The sequence below is a fragment of the Hoeflea sp. genome (assembly GCF_039975035.1).
Taxonomy (GTDB): Bacteria; Pseudomonadota; Alphaproteobacteria; order Rhizobiales; family Rhizobiaceae; genus Hoeflea.
Window position 1 is genome coordinate 1 of the sequence record NZ_JBDWHW010000106.1, and the last position, 15072, is coordinate 15072.

Genomic DNA, 15072 nt, shown 5'->3' on the forward strand with positions numbered 1-15072 from the left:
GCGGCTGATAATTGTCTTCGTGAAAGCTGGCGCAATGCGGACAGGTCATCGACATGTATTCGACGATGGTGACCGGAGCGGTCTCCTCGCCGAGCGCCATTTCCTTGAGCGGGCCCTGCTCCATCACCTTGGCCATGTCGACATCACCATCAGGCTTGGGAGCTTCAACGGCAACCTTGGCAGGCGCTGTAGCCTCCGCGGGTGCTGCGGTTTCGGCCGGAGCGGTGGATTGTGCGGGTGTTGCAGTTTCGGCCGGCGTTGCCGGTTCATCAGCCGCCGTCGCGGTCTCCGCCGGCTCCGGCGTTGGAACGGGTGCAACCGTCTCCGTGGATCCGGATGATGTTTCGGTTTTTTCGTCGGATGTATCCGAGCAGGCCGTCAAAACGAATGCGAGAAGCGATACAGCCGCAACAGCGGTCAGTCGGGACGTCAAACGGAACATGCAAATCACCCAATTTTCGAATTCAAGATCTATTACGCGCTCAGAACGGGTTCTGCGTTCTGCCCGCGCCCGGCGTTCCGGTCTATGCCGAAGACGCCAGTCCTGTTCCAACTCCTATAACGTCAAATGTGGCCAAACAAGTGCAACGCGATCACTGACCCGTGATCAGTCTCCGCCCCGCCCGCCGCGCGTGTCAGTCCTGGCGTTTCGGCCGACGGCTGATTACACCCGCGCCGAGGCGTTCAAGCGCTTCGCGCAGCTTTGGATCCTCGACACCCTGCAGCATTCCGGCGAGACGGTGTTTTTCTCCCGCATCAAGCGGACGAACCCGCGGTTTTCGGGTGGGAACATGGATTGCCTTCTGCACGATGCGGATCTGCGAGATTGCGCGAAACCCGAAGAAACTGTTGACCCGGGAGATGATTTCCGCCTCCTGATGCATCAGGAACAGGGCGCGCGCGCCTTCGCAGGCAACAGTCAACAGACCTGGCGAGAAACCGCCGCCGGTTTCGTCCGGTCCGTCCTGACGCGGCCAGCGGATACGTTCAGGCCGCGAGCACCCGGCAAATTGCTCACCGGCAATCTCGTCCCATGACCCCAGCAGCAACGTATTTATTCCGGCGCGTTTGGCCAGGATAGGATCGATCAGTCCATTTGCCACTTCGGCGATCTGGACGCTGCCTTTGCGGGTGAACGGTTTGGCCACAACTCTGCCTCTGCTTACATGCCAGCCGACGCATTGCCCGGCGGGACCATGGCTGAAGGCCGGGATAGCGCGAAAACGCGATGATGGAAAGCACGGCCCGTTCCCGGGCCGGGGGAAAACCGCACATACGAGCATACTTCGGCGCCCGGCAAGTAAACCAGCGACAACCCGACACCATGCGCGGCTGCCCCCTGATGGAACCATTGCCGGGCAAAACAGTTTGCCTAATACAACGCAATTTTTCTGCGCAACCACATTTGGAGAATTTGACATGGGTTTTGAATACGGTGGAATTCTGGGCATCATCATTTTGGTCCTCGACATCTGGGCGATTCTCCAGATCATCAAGGGCGGCGGTTCGACCGGCAGCAAGCTGTTGTGGATCCTGGTCATTCTGGTGCTGCCGGTGATTGGCCTGCTGATCTGGCTGCTGGCCGGACGCAAAAGCAACAGCCTCTAGTCTCCGCACTGTGCACGATGCACGACCGGCGTCCCGGACGGGATGCCAGTCGTGTATAGCGCAGTTCCGCAGCGGGCTGGCTTTGCGGGTCAGGCAGCACCAAATTCCATCATCTGGCAAAACCTATAGCGGTGATGATGACGGAGAACGTCGCGGCGGATTGCGCCCGAGGGATCGATACGACATGATCCGGACTTGTGTTCGCAGCCGGGCGACCTACATCCAGTTGCTCGTTTCCTTCCGACCGCTCCAAGGCTTCAATGTCATCCGCAAAGCCCTCCAAGACCGCGCCTGATCCGGATTTGGCGGGTTTGCTGCTTGCCTGGTACGACCGGCACGCGCGCGCCTTGCCCTGGCGGGTCAGCTCCTCCGACAGGATGCATGGCGTGGTGGCCGATCCTTACCTGGTCTGGCTGTCGGAAATCATGCTCCAGCAAACCACCGTGCAAGCGGTGAAGCCGTATTTCGAAAATTTCGCCACGCGCTGGCCGGAGGTTACCGATCTTGCCGCGGCTGATACCGAGGATGTGATGAAAGCCTGGGCGGGACTGGGATACTATTCCCGTGCCCGCAATCTCAAGCGCTGCGCCGATGTGGTCGCCAAAGACCATGGCGGGCGATTTCCCGACACCGAGGAGGCTCTGCGCGCCCTGCCCGGCATCGGCCCCTACACTGCGGCAGCGATCGCAGCCATCGCGTTCAACCGGCCGGCTGCAGTCGTGGACGGCAATATCGAACGGGTATTCACCCGGCTTTATGAGATCGGAACACCGCTTCCTTCCGGCAAGTCCGAGATCCGCACCGCCGTGGCAAAGCTCACGCCCGCCGATAGACCCGGCGATTTCGCCCAGGCGCTGATGGATCTTGGAGCCACGATCTGCACGCCCAAACGTCCGGCCTGCGCGCTGTGCCCGATCAATGACACCTGCCAGGCGCGCCGGTCAGGCCGGCAGGAGCAGTTTCCGGTCAAGCCCGCAAAAAAACCAAAGCCGGTCCGTCTGGGTGCGGCCTTCGTGGCCGAACGGGGTGACGGGGCGGTGCTGCTGGTCAAGCGCCCCGACAAGGGGCTGCTTGGCGGCATGAGCGGTGTACCGACGACCAACTGGACGGTGCGCGCCGACGGCGCGACAGGTGCAAAATCAGCGCCGTTTCCAGCAGATTGGCTAAGCAGGGGCGTGATTTCGCATGTTTTTACACATTTTGAATTGCGACTGGAGGTTTTTCATGCGGTTGTCACCAGCACGCCCGAATTTCCGGGCTGGTGGAGCGAGACCGATTCGCTAGCCGGCGAAGCGTTGCCCACCGTGATGAAGAAAGCTCTCGGGGCCGCCTTCCCGGGAATGTTCAGGAAAGGCAAGACATGAGCGAGACCAACCAGCCCGCGGACCCGCCAGTCCGCCATATCGTATTCGATATCGGCAAGGTGCTGATCCATTACGATCCGAACATTCCCTACAGCCGGCTGATACCTGACGAGAGCGAACGCAACACCTTCTTTGATACCGTCTGCACCCATGAATGGAACCTGGAACAGGATCGCGGGCGCGGCTGGGATGAAGCGGAATCGCTGCTGATCGAGCAGTTCCCTGACAAGGCGGACCTGATCCGCGCATTCCGACTTCACTGGCATGAAATGGTCAGCCATGCCTATGACGACAGTGTCGACATCATGCTCGACCTGATCCAGCAGGGGCACGACGTGACCATGCTGACCAATTTCGCTGCCGACACGTTCAAGGAGGCGCAGGATAAGTTTCCGTTCCTGAAAGTTCCACGCGGGGTGACCGTGTCGGGCGAGATCGGGATGATCAAACCGGACCGCGAAATCTATGAGGTTCATGCGAAGAGTTTCGATCTCGAACCCGCAGCCTGCCTGTTCATTGACGACAGCGAAAAGAATGTCGAAGGCGCAATCGCCGCCGGCTGGCAGGCCGTGCATTTCACCGGCGCGGAAAAACTGCGCGAGGATTTGACGCGATTGGCCGCTCTCTGATCAGGAAATAGAGCCAACATTCATGCTGGCCCATATCCGGCAAAAGGCCAACATGGCTGAGCCACCATTGTGGATGTCGCGCAGGTATTGCTGACGCGCGCCAGTTGCGGGCGGATGCGCTATGCGGGTTTCCCATGAATGCTTGCGCGATTCAATGACACCAGATGCTTGCAGATACTTCAGGTTTCGTTGCCTGCCGCCCGACCGGTTGATACCGCCGGGCGGCAGTTTTGCGATTAAAACCGGCCCATGAGAGCCAGTATAATAACGACCAAGAGCGCTACCCCGAGGAGGCCGGACGGGCCGTAACCCCAGCTGCGCGCATGCGGCCATGTCGGCACCGCGCCGATCAGAAGAATGACCAGGATAATGATGAGTATAGTTGAGATCGCCATGGCAAATATGTCCTCCGTTGTTATAATTCGTCGGATCAACACACGAACCGCCAATTGGTTCCATCTGGCATATTCTGGTCAGCCCGCACTGCCCTCTTCAGGAACTTCGGCGTCCTCCATGGCCGGTCGTCCAGACAGGAATTGACCGAAACCCCTCATCGATTCGAAGTTGTCGCACAACACCTTGATAGCCACCAATATGGGCACAGCCATCAGCGCGCCAACCAGACCCCAAAGCCACCCCCAGACAGTGACGGTCAAAAACACGGCGACGATGTTGAGTTCAAGCCTGCGACCGACGATCATCGGAGTCAGGAAATTGCCTTCCAGGGTCGTGAAGCCAAAGTAAATCGCCGGGGCAATCAGTGCCGCTCCCAGCGTCGGATAGACAACCATCGCTGTGGCGGCGACCGCGGCGGTACCCGCCCATGCCCCGATAAACGGGAGGAAATTCAAAACTGCCGCGATGCAGCCCCACATGATGGGGTTCGGCATGCCATAAAGCCATAGGCTGGTCCCGATTGCCGCGCCCAGACCCGCATTGATGAGCGATATCGTAAACAGATAGCGCGACACCTGCCGCTCAACGTCATAGATCACACGCAATGCCCGTTTTTTCTCGCTCATCAAAGGCATGATCCCGACGAGTTTTTCGTAGAAAAGCGTGCCGGTCGAGAGCAAGAACAATGCAAGGATCAAGGCAACCACAAAAGTTGTGAGACCACTGAAAGCATTGGATGCAGCGGCGGCGAGCAAGGCCGGCTGCTGGACAACAACCTTCTGGGCCGCATCTGCACCCGTGCCTTGCGCCAATGTCTCGACCTGTTCGCTCGCTTCCTTCACCGCTTCGATCTCATCGCGGTATTCGGCAAATTTCGCCCTGATCTTGATGCCCGTTTCAGGCGCGGACGAAATCAGGTCCGTGACCGGTCCCGACAGCGAATAGGCGCCAAACCCGAGACCACCAGCGAGAAACAGGATGATCAACACGGCTGAAATTCCAGAGGGTATGCCGCGTTTTTCGGCGAAGCGCACGACAGGCCTCAAGGTCAGGGCAATCAGCACGCCCAGGACCATTGGCATCACCACATCCTGGGCGACGAACAGCACCTGGGCAACGATGACTATGAAAATCCCGATCAGGACCCGCTTGATCGTTGCGATGTCGGGATTGGTGAGAGCCGTCTGCGGTTTCATGATCAACCTCACCGGAAAAGTGAAAAAGGCCGCAGCCCAATTGGGCCACGGCCAGTTGGCAAGGATTTAGGTCTGAATGTCAAATCTTGTTGCCCAAAGTACCTTTGACAGAGCCTTTTGCGTTCTGAACGGCGCCCTTGGCTTTTTGCGCCTTGGCTTCAGCCTGCAGCTTCTTGTTGTCGGTTGCCTTGCCGGCAGCGTCTTTGGCTGCTCCGGCAACCTTGTTACCGGCGCCCTTGGTCTTGTCGATCATTTCACCCATGTCAGTATCTCCTTTTGGTTCCGCTGAATCTGCGGCGATGGTTACGCAAGTGCGACTTGCGTGGGAGAACGCTTGGCAACGGGTTTGGTTCAAATCTGAACTCACCGGGACCAGCCTGATTTCGTCACCCTGATTTGAGCCCGAGACCACCCTGTTTCGATGTTCTGCCGCTCCATGACTGGCAGCATCAACGAAAGGCGCCCGGGATGCTATGAAACATCCCGGGCGCTGCATGACCGGCGGTGACTGAAGGTACTTGACGCCCGCCGGATCTGCTTGTCTGAATTCTAGCTGACCTGGGCCATCTCCAGACGAATTGTAGAGCGGAAATCATCGATCAGCTTGAGGCCGTCGGGAGTTTCGAGATGCCAGAAAGTCCAGCCATTGCAGGCGTCAAAGCCCTGCACCACTGCTCCGACCTTGTGGATCGAACCTGCCGTGCCGCTGGCGACCAGCGTGCCATCAGCGCGGACGATCGCCTGGTGCTTGCGCTTGGCGTCGTGCAAGACGTCGCCGGGTTTGATGTGGCCGGCCTCGATCAGCACGTTGAAGGCGACACGCGGCTCGGCGCGCTTGCCAGTCATGACGGTCAGCTCGTTCTTGCCGAGAGGCTCGACCGCGTCGATCCGGGCGCGGGCCGCATCGATGTAATCCTGTTCGCGCTCGATGCCGACAAAATGACGGCCGAGGCGACGGGCGACAGCGCCGGTGGTGCCGGAACCGAAAAACGGGTCGAGCACCACATCGCCCGGTTTGGACGAGGCCATCAGCACGCGCGCCAGCAGTGCTTCGGGCTTCTGGGTCGGGTGGACTTTCTTGCCATCGGCGCCCTTGAGGCGTTCGCCGCCGGTGCAGATCGGAAACAGCCAGTCCGAGCGCATCTGCACATCGTCATTGGATGCTTTCATGGCTTCATAATTGAAGGTGTAGCCCTTGGCGTTCTGATCGCGCGAGGCCCAGATCATCGTCTCGTGGGCATTCTGGAAGCGGCGGCCACGAAAATTCGGCATCGGATTGGTCTTGCGCCAGACAATGTCATTAAGCAGCCAGAAGCCGATGTCCTGCAGCTGCGTACCGACGCGGAAGATATTGTGATACGAGCCGATCACCCAGATGGTGCCATTGGGTTTGAGAACCCTGCGGCAGGCCAGCAGCCAGGCGCGGGTGAAGGCATCATAGGCGGCGAAGCTGTCGAACTGATCCCAGTGATCATTGACCGCATCGACCATGGACTGATCGGGACGGGCAAGGTCGCCGCCGAGCTGGAGATTGTAGGGCGGATCGGCGAAAATGACATCGACCGAATTTTCGGGAAGCGCTTCAAGCGCTGCCACACAATCACCCTTGATAATGGTGTCGAGCCAGGACTGGCGTGTGGAGTTGACTGACCGGATTTCGGCAAGCGAGACTGACTGGGCCATGGGATACTCACATTACAAATACGCAACAACTGAGCATCATGGTTACCGAACAGGGTAAACATCCGGTGAACGACAGTTAAAACCATTCCTTTTTGGCACCCGGGCGAACAAATTTGTACCCACGCGCATCAGGCAGGCCCCGGCTTCGATGATCCGTCATTTGATTTGGCGCTCATCGCTCCCTTGCCTGCGGGGAAGGCTTGCTGTAGGTCCGGGACCAATTCCCCTTCCCTTTCGCCTCCCCCATTGCAGGAGCAGTTCCATGCCCGGTTTCGACCTCATCATCTATGATTGCGACGGCGTTCTGGTCGACAGCGAAATCATTGCGGCGCAAGTGGAATCGCAACTTCTGACCGAGGCCGGCTTTTCAATCAGCGCAGAGGAAATGGCCGAGCGCTTCGCCGGATTGACCTGGAAGGATATTCTTTTCGAGGTCGAGCGCGAATCGAGCATTCCCCTGTCGGCGCAACTGTTCGACGCCTCGGAAAAGCTGCTCGACAAGAAGCTTGCGGCCGAAGTGCAGGCGATAGATGGCGCCATGGAAGCGATCATGCGCATTCCCGGCCCGCGCTGCATCTGTTCCAATTCGGCCCTGCCCCGGCTCAAGATGATGCTCGCACGCACCGGACTCGACCGGTTGTTTGGAGATCATGTCTATTCGGCCAAGGACCTGGGCGAAGGTCGCACCAAGCCAGCGCCGGACGTGTTCCTGCATGGCGCCAGCCAGCTCAACGTCAAACCTGAAAACGTTCTGGTGATCGAGGACTCCGTGCACGGGATCCATGCGGCGCGGGCGGCGGGGATGCGGGTGGTCGGCTTCACCGGAGCATCACACAGCTATCCCGGTCATGCCGACAAGCTGACCGAAGCCGGTGCTGAAACCGTAATCCGGCGCATGGCCGATCTGCCGGCCACTGTCGAGGCGCTGGCCAACTGGTCCGAACTGCTCTGAAAATCGTGACGATCAGGGCGTGTTGTAAGGCCCCGGATCGAAGCCGACATACAGTTTGGCGGTGCGCGCGGACGCGGCCGGGAAGCTGACATTGGCGTTGGTGAAGATGAACTGCTCGGCCGGCATGCCTTCGAGAATGGTGACCGGCTGTTTTTGCAATTCCGAATAAAGCACATTCTCGCCTTCGATAACGGCGACGCGCACCGGCACTTCGACCGTACCGGCCTTGCCTGCGGGACCAGCGACCACGCGACCGGAGACCGCGACCGTGATAGTCATCTGATCGCCGCTGATCCGGCATTGCCGCGTCGTGTCGGAGATCGAAGCCTGATGTATGATCTTTGCCGGGTCGCCGTCACCGCCCTTGGCGAACTTGCTGTAATAGGCTGTGCCTTCGCGCAGTATGATCTGCGGGCAAGTGCCCTGGACGACTTCGGAATTCGTCACCGGATCAATCGCAGCCTGTTGCCCGCCTCCGGGGTTGAGAACAGCACGCGGATCAGAAGAGGTACAGCCGGCTATCAAGGCGGCTCCAACTAAAACCGGAACAAAACGCAACAATCTGTCTGACACGATATACCTACCTTCATTCGCACAAGGCCGAGGAAAATCCTCGGTAAAAGTGTGGCCTTTGCATGACGCCCGCTCATGGTCTATATCAGCCGCGCGGCGAAAATTCGACCGGCTTTATCTCATCTTGCGCGATCCGCGTCCACCACCGGGGAACATGTCTGTGGACTATATTTCAACACGGGGCGAAGCGCCCGCATTGGGTTTCAGCGATGCGCTGCTGGCGGGGCTCGCCCGCGACGGCGGACTGTATGTGCCGAGCCAGTGGCCAGCGTTCACCCGCAAGGACATCCGCGCCATGCGCGGCCAGAGCTACCAGGAGATTGCGTTCCGGGTCATCGAGCCGTTCACAACCGGTGAAATCGAAGCCGATGCGTTGCGTGCGATGATCAACGAGGCCTATGCGACCTTCCGCCATCCGGCTGTCGCGCCGCTGGTGCAAAGCGGCCCCAATTCCTTCGTGCTCGAGCTGTTCCACGGTCCGACGCTGGCCTTCAAGGACGTGGCGATGCAACTGATTGCCCGGTTGATGGACCATGTGCTGGCCAAGCGCGGCGAGCGCGCAACAATCGTCGGCGCCACATCCGGCGACACCGGAGGCGCGGCAATCGACGCCTTTGCCGGACGTGACCGCACCGATATTTTCATTCTGTTTCCCGAAGGCCGGGTCTCGCCGGTGCAACAGCGGCAGATGACCACATCCAGCGCCGCCAATGTGCACGCCATGGCGCTCAAGGGCAATTTCGACGATTGCCAGGATCTGGTCAAAGCCATGTTCAATCATGGCCCGTTCCGCGACCAGGTGCGCCTGTCGGGCGTCAACTCGATCAACTGGGCGCGGATCATGGCCCAGATCGTGTATTACTTCACCGCAGCGATTTCGCTTGGCGCGCCGGACCGCAAGGTCTCGTTCACCGTCCCCACCGGCAATTTCGGCGATATCTTCGCTGGATACTCAGCCAAACGCATGGGGTTGCCGATCGACAGACTGGTGATTGCCACCAATGAAAACGACATCCTGGCGCGCACGATGAAAACCGGCCGCTATGAGATGCGTGGCGTCAACCCGACCACCTCGCCATCCATGGACATCCAGATTTCGTCGAATTTCGAGAGACTGCTGTTCGACGCCTCCGGACGCGAGGCTGAGGCCGTGCGCCGGGCGATGTCGAGCCTCAAGCAATCCGGCGCTTTCGACATCGCGGAGACGGCGCTCAAGGCAATCCGCAAGGAGTTCCGCGCCGGCCGCGCCAGCGAGCGCCAGGTCAAGGCGATGATCCGCGATGTCCAGGCCGAAACGGGCTACGTGCTCGACCCACACACCGCCGTGGCGGTACATGTCGCAACCAGGTTTGAAAAGCCGTCAGCACCGATGATCACGCTGGCGACCGCGCATCCGGCGAAATTCCCCGATGCCGTAAAAAAGGCCTGTGGTATTGACCCCGCGCTCCCGTCGTGGCTCTCTGACCTAATGCAACGGGAGGAACGGTTCAGCGTATTGCCTAATGAACAGGACAAGGTGGAATCCCATATCCTGTCCCTGACGCGGGCATCGCGATGAACCGGGGAAAGTGACAGTATGAAAGTCAAAACAACCACTCTCGACAACGGCGTCACCGTCGTGACCGAGACAATGTCTCATCTGGAGAGCGTGGCTCTCGGAGTCTGGGTCAAATCCGGCTCCCGCGACGAGACCGCGGCGGAGCATGGCATCGCCCATCTGCTTGAGCACATGGCATTCAAGGGCACCCGCAAGCGCAGCGCCCGCCAGATTGCCGAAGAGATCGAGAATGTCGGCGGAGAACTCAACGCCGCGACGTCGACGGAAACCACCGCCTACTATGCCCGCGTGCTCAAGGATCATGTACCGCTTGCCATCGACATTCTTCACGACATCCTCACCGACTCCGTCTTCGACGAAGAGGAACTGACGCGTGAAAAACATGTGATCCTGCAGGAAATCGGCGCTGCCAACGACACGCCGGACGATGTGGTCTACGACAAGTTCACCGAAGCCGCGTTTTGCGAACAGACCATCGGGCGACCGATCCTGGGAACGCCCGAAACCGTAAAATCCTTCACCCCGGCGCAGATCCGCGCCTATCTCGCGCGTCATTACACCGGAGACAGGATTGTGGTTGTCGCCGCCGGAGCGGTTGATCACGACACCTTCGTCAAACTTGTCGATGAGCGTTTTGGCCAGTCGATCAAGCCGACCGGAACCCAGCTGCGGGCGATCCCGACCGCCAATTACACCGGCGGCGACTACCGCGAGAGCCGCGATCTGATGGACGCCCAGGTGTTGATCGGATTTGAGGGCCGCGCCTATCAGGTTCGTGATTTTTACTGCTCGCAGTTGCTCGCCAACATTCTGGGCGGCGGCATGTCGTCGCGGCTGTTTCAGGAGGTCCGCGAAAAACGCGGGCTATGCTATTCGGTCTACGCGTTCCATTGGGGCTTTTCCGACTCGGGCCTGTTCGGCGTCCATGCCGCCACCGGCGCAGAAGACCTCGCCGAGCTGATCCCGGTTATTCTTACCGAATTGGCCAAGGCCGCCGATGGCGTCGAGGAGCAGGAAATCAACCGGTCGAGGGCGCAAGTCCGGTCCGGCCTTCTGATGGCGCAGGAAAGCCCTGCCGCACGAGCCAGCCAGATCGCCCGCCAGATGCTGTTGTTCGGCCGGCCGGTCAGCAATACCGAATTGATGGAGCGGCTTGCAAACCTGACCCCCAAACGCCTGTCCGACCTTGCCGGAAGGCTGTTTTTCGATACTCCCATCACGGTGTCGGCGATCGGACCGATCAGCAATCTTCTGACCATCCCCGACATGGCCCACACCCTCGGACGACATGGCGGGCGCACCGCCGCGGCCGAGTAAGTCTGCAAGGATCATCCCCGCCATGGCGCCTCCGGTGTTTCGTTTCCGCAGCCGGACAAACGAAGAGTTCCGGCTGGACGGAGACCGGGTCTATCTGCGTCACCCGGTGACCGGGGATCACGCGGAATGGAGCAAACTGCGTGCGGCAAGCCGCGAGTTCCTTGAACCCTGGGAGCCGCGCTGGCCGGAAGACGACCTTACCCGCACGGCATTCAGATACCGTATCCGGCGTTATGACGCCGACCGCGAGGCCGGTTTGGCACTGCCATTGTTTGTTTGCCAGAAATCCACCGGGCGCCTTGTCGGTGGCGTGACGATGGGGTCGATCCGGCGCGGTGCGGCGCAAAGCTGCACGCTGGGCTACTGGGCAGGCGAACAGTTTGCAGGCAAGGGCTTGATGGCGGACGCGCTTAAATGTCTCATTCCCCATGCTTTTGACAGGATGCAGTTGCACCGTATAGAGGCGGCCTGTATTCCCGACAACAGCAGGAGCCAGCGCCTTCTTGAAAAAGTCGGGTTTCGGCGTGAGGGATACTTGAACGGCTACCTGAAAATCAATGGCGCCTGGCGCGATCACCTGCTCTACGCGCTGATTGCCGAAGACTGGCAGTCCATGCGTGCGAAAGGATCCGGTTCCGGCGGATGACATGCATTTCCCGTTTCATTCCTGTCTGGCCAGTTGGCGCAATGTCGGTGAACCGCGCTCGCGCGTTTGCCGCCCTGCTGATGGTTTGCCTGACGCTGGGTATCACGCAGTCAGCGCAGGCCATCGAGCCGGTCAAGATCAGCCGCGACGACACCGCGCTTGATCTGACGGCGACGACAGAGATCTACAAACGGCGCGGTGAAGCCTTTCAGGTGTCCACGGCCGCCGGCTCCGACGGGATTGTCCGCCGCATCGAGGTGCGCGCCAGTTCGCCCCAGCATTCAGGCGACTGGGCGGTGTTCGCGCTGGCCAATGTCACCGATGAGCAGATCGACCGGCTGATTGTGGCGCCGCATTTCAGGCTTGTCGGGTCCGGACTGCTGTGGCCCGATCTGGGCTCCGCGCGGATTTTGAGCATCACCCCGAGTGAAGGGTTTGCGCTCGACAAGGTTGAAAGCAGCGAGGACGATGTCTTCCGCATCACGCTCAACCCTGGAACCGTCATCACCTTCGTCGCGGAACTGGCGGCGCCCGATCTGCCGCAGATCTATCTGTGGGAGCCGGAAGCCTACAAGGACACGGTCAACGCCTACACGCTCTACCGCGGCATCGTGCTCGGCATCGCCGGACTGCTTGCGGTCTTCCTGACCATTCTCTTCGTGGTCAAGGGCACATCGATGCTGCCCGCCACCGCGGCGCTGGCCTGGGCGGTTCTGGCCTATGTGTCGGTGGATTTCGGATTTCTGTCCAAACTGATCAGCGTGACACCCGGTGACGAGAGAATCTGGCGTTCGGGGACCGAGGTGCTGCTGGCGACCGGACTTGTGGTGTTCCTGTTCACCTATCTCAACCTCAATCGCTGGCATACCAACCTTTCCTACGTCACGGTGGCCTGGATTCTGGGCCTGGGCGGCCTGTTCGCCGTGGCGATCTATGATCCGCCGGTGGCCTCGGGCATTGCACGCCTGTCGTTCGCCGCCACGGCGGTGGCGGGTGTGGCGCTGATCGCCTATCTGGGTTTCAATCGCTATGACCGGGCGGTGATGCTGATCCCGACATGGGCGCTGATATTATGTTGGCTGTTCGGCGCATGGATGACCGTGACCGGGCAACTGGCCAACGACATCGTGCAGCCGGCCCTGGGCGGCGGACTTGTGCTGATCGTGCTGCTGATGGGATTTACCGTGATGCAGCACGCCTTTGCGGGCGGCGCCTATCATCAAGGTCTGTTCTCCGACATGGAGCGCCAGGCGATGGCGCTGGCGGGCTCAGGCGACACTGTCTGGGACTGGGACGTCACCCGTGATCGCCTTGTCACATCCCCCGACCTCGCACCGCAACTGGGTCTCTCCCCGGGAGCACTTGCAGGCGCGGCTCGCAACTGGCTGCCGCGCATCCACGCCGATGATCGCGACCGGTTCCGCACCACGCTGGACGTCATGCTTGAACACCGCAGGGGCAGGCTCAACCATCAATTCCGCATGCGCGCCGAGGACGGACATTATCACTGGATGTCGCTCAGGGCGCGGCCGGTGCTGGGCTCCAACGGAGAAGTCATCCGCTGTGTCGGAACGATCATCGACGTCACCGAGCAGAAAAACTCCGAAGACCGGCTGCTGCATGACGCGGTACATGACAATCTGACCGGACTTCCCAACCGGCAATTGTTCCTCGACCGGCTTCAGACGATGATCAGCATGGCCGAACGCAATCCGGATGTCCGGCCCAGTGTGTTCATGATCGATCTCGACCGGTTCAAGCTGGTCAATGACAAGCTCGGAATGTCGGTGGGCGACACCATCCTCCTGGCGCTGACGCGACGGCTGAAGCGGCTTCTCAAACCACAAGACACGCTGGCTCGCATTTCAGGCGACCAATTTGGGCTGGTGCTGGTTTCCGAGCAGGACGCGGTCAAGGTGGCGGCTCTTGCCGAAGCGATCTCGAAGGCGATTTCCGCGCCGATAGATTTCGCCGGGCAGGATATAAGGCTCACCGCCTCGATCGGCCTGGTGACCTGGGTTGAAAACAACGCCGTGCCGGACGATTTGATGAAGGACGCCGAACTGGCGATGTATCAGGCCAAGCGTTTTGGCGGCAACCGGATCGAACCGTTCCGTCCGGCTTTCCGGACCGTCGGCTCCGACCGGCAGCGGCTTGAAAGCGACCTCCGGCGGGCGGTGGAACGGCGTGAACTCACATTGGTGTATCAGCCTATCGTCGAATTGAAGGATGCCGAAATCGCCGGTTTCGAAGCCCTGTTGAGATGGGAAGATCCAAAGCGCGGCACGGTACCGCCTTCGGAATTCATCCCGGTTGCCGAGACATCCGATCTGATTCTTGAACTCGGCATGTACTCGCTGAAGCAATCGGCCGAAGATCTGGCGCAATGGCAGGAAACGCTCGGAGAACTGCCGGTGTTCATGTCGGTCAACCTGTCGAGCGCGCAATTGCTCAAGAGCGATCTGTGCAATGACGTGATCAAGGTGATCTCGGCGACACGCTGTGACCCGACCCGCTTCCGCCTGGAACTGACCGAAACGCTGGTGATGCACAATCCGCAGCAAGCGCTGATGACGCTTTCGCGGCTGGCCGACGCGGGCATTGGCCTGACGCTTGATGATTTCGGAACCGGGCATTCGTCACTTGCCTATCTGACCCGGTTCCCGTTCAAGACCATCAAGATCGACAAGTCGCTGGTGATCGACCAGTCAGACAAGGGCGACATCCTGATCCGTTCCATCGTCAACTTGGCCAAACAGCTCGAAATGCGGGTGGTCGCCGAGGGCGTGGCATCGGAGGACGACGCAATGAAACTTTCGGAGATGGGCTGCGATTTCGGACAGAGCTTCCTGTTCGGTCCGCCGATTGGCGCCGAATCGGTGCAGAAGCTGCTCAAGGAACGCTTTCCGGTGGCCAAGCCGAACTAGAGCACCGGACGATTAATACGACGCATTCTGTTGGCTCAAACCTGCTGCTCCACAAGAAGGACGGCGCAGAGCGATGCGGGCCCATCTCTCAAGCCGTCCGACGCAGTGGGTAGCAGGTTTCAGCCAACCCGAAGGGCCGCATGCCTTCAAGTCCTGAGAAGGATTTTCGTCTTGAACGTACCCGCCAGGTATGCCCTTCGACGAAAATCCTTCTCAGCCCATA

15 protein-coding genes are annotated in these 15072 nt (G+C 59.9%); 8 read left to right on the forward strand and 7 right to left on the reverse strand.

Features of this window, described 5'->3' with window-relative positions:
* Positions 1–442, reverse strand: a 442-nt coding sequence (locus ABJN75_RS09125) for a thioredoxin domain-containing protein (protein ID WP_348438930.1), incomplete at its 3' end; no start/stop codon positions are given.
* Between the two features lie 193 nt (positions 443–635).
* Positions 636–1148 (reverse strand): DciA family protein, encoded by a 513-nt coding sequence (locus tag ABJN75_RS09130; RefSeq protein ID WP_348438932.1) that lies wholly within the window; start codon positions 1146–1148, stop codon positions 636–638.
* Between the two features lie 271 nt (positions 1149–1419).
* Between ABJN75_RS09130 and ABJN75_RS09135 the strand changes: the two genes are divergently transcribed.
* The 3 genes from ABJN75_RS09135 to ABJN75_RS09145 all read left to right on the forward strand — a co-directional run bounded on the left by ABJN75_RS09135 (position 1420) and on the right by ABJN75_RS09145 (position 3601).
* Positions 1420–1608: a PLDc N-terminal domain-containing protein gene (locus tag ABJN75_RS09135; protein ID WP_348438934.1), complete on the forward strand. Its 189-nt coding sequence runs from the start codon at positions 1420–1422 to the stop codon at positions 1606–1608.
* A gap of 260 nt (positions 1609–1868) precedes the next feature.
* Positions 1869–2972 (forward strand): A/G-specific adenine glycosylase, encoded by a 1104-nt coding sequence (gene mutY / locus ABJN75_RS09140; RefSeq protein WP_348438936.1) that lies wholly within the window; start codon positions 1869–1871, stop codon positions 2970–2972.
* Complete coding sequence (locus ABJN75_RS09145) at positions 2969–3601, forward strand: HAD family phosphatase (RefSeq protein ID WP_348438938.1); 633 nt, start codon at positions 2969–2971, stop codon at positions 3599–3601. The genes mutY and ABJN75_RS09145 overlap by 4 nt, the downstream gene beginning before the upstream one ends.
* A gap of 236 nt (positions 3602–3837) precedes the next feature.
* On the opposite strand, the gene ABJN75_RS09150 is transcribed toward ABJN75_RS09145, so the two are convergent.
* From ABJN75_RS09150 to ABJN75_RS09165, 4 genes are all read right to left on the reverse strand, one after another.
* The gene (locus tag ABJN75_RS09150; RefSeq protein WP_348438940.1) at positions 3838–3996 is read right to left on the reverse strand and encodes a DUF3309 domain-containing protein; all 159 of its coding nucleotides are present in this window, start codon (positions 3994–3996) and stop codon (positions 3838–3840) included.
* A gap of 78 nt (positions 3997–4074) precedes the next feature.
* Positions 4075–5193 (reverse strand): AI-2E family transporter, encoded by a 1119-nt coding sequence (locus ABJN75_RS09155; RefSeq protein WP_348438942.1) that lies wholly within the window; start codon positions 5191–5193, stop codon positions 4075–4077.
* Positions 5194–5272: 79 nt separating this feature from the next.
* Positions 5273–5455: a CsbD family protein gene (locus ABJN75_RS09160; RefSeq protein ID WP_348438944.1), complete on the reverse strand. Its 183-nt coding sequence runs from the start codon at positions 5453–5455 to the stop codon at positions 5273–5275.
* A gap of 287 nt (positions 5456–5742) precedes the next feature.
* Positions 5743–6876, reverse strand: coding sequence for a site-specific DNA-methyltransferase (locus ABJN75_RS09165; protein WP_348438946.1), 1134 nt, complete (start codon positions 6874–6876; stop codon positions 5743–5745).
* Between the two features lie 262 nt (positions 6877–7138).
* On the opposite strand from ABJN75_RS09165, the gene ABJN75_RS09170 reads away from it, so the two are divergent.
* Positions 7139–7828, forward strand: coding sequence for an HAD family hydrolase (locus ABJN75_RS09170; RefSeq protein ID WP_348438947.1), 690 nt, complete (start codon positions 7139–7141; stop codon positions 7826–7828).
* 12 nt (positions 7829–7840) lie between these two features.
* Here ABJN75_RS09170 and ABJN75_RS09175 read toward each other — a convergent pair whose 3' ends face one another.
* Positions 7841–8353, reverse strand: a complete 513-nt coding sequence (locus tag ABJN75_RS09175) for a hypothetical protein (protein WP_348438949.1) — start codon at positions 8351–8353, stop codon at positions 7841–7843.
* A 202-nt stretch (positions 8354–8555) separates the two neighbouring features.
* Here ABJN75_RS09175 and thrC point away from each other — a divergent pair, with 202 nt between their 5' ends.
* The 4 genes from thrC (at position 8556) to ABJN75_RS09195 (ending at position 14849) form a co-directional block, all read left to right on the forward strand.
* On the forward strand, positions 8556–9959 hold the full coding sequence (thrC, locus tag ABJN75_RS09180) for a threonine synthase (RefSeq protein ID WP_348438951.1): 1404 nt from the start codon (positions 8556–8558) through the stop codon (positions 9957–9959).
* An 18-nt stretch (positions 9960–9977) separates the two neighbouring features.
* Entirely contained in the window at positions 9978–11276 is a 1299-nt protein-coding gene (locus ABJN75_RS09185; RefSeq protein WP_348438953.1) for a pitrilysin family protein, read from the forward strand.
* 22 nt (positions 11277–11298) lie between these two features.
* Positions 11299–11922, forward strand: a complete 624-nt coding sequence (locus ABJN75_RS09190; protein WP_348438955.1) for a GNAT family protein — start codon at positions 11299–11301, stop codon at positions 11920–11922.
* Between the two features lie 80 nt (positions 11923–12002).
* Positions 12003–14849, forward strand: a complete 2847-nt coding sequence (locus tag ABJN75_RS09195; protein WP_348438957.1) for an EAL domain-containing protein — start codon at positions 12003–12005, stop codon at positions 14847–14849.
* Positions 14850–15072: the final 223 nt, after the last annotated feature.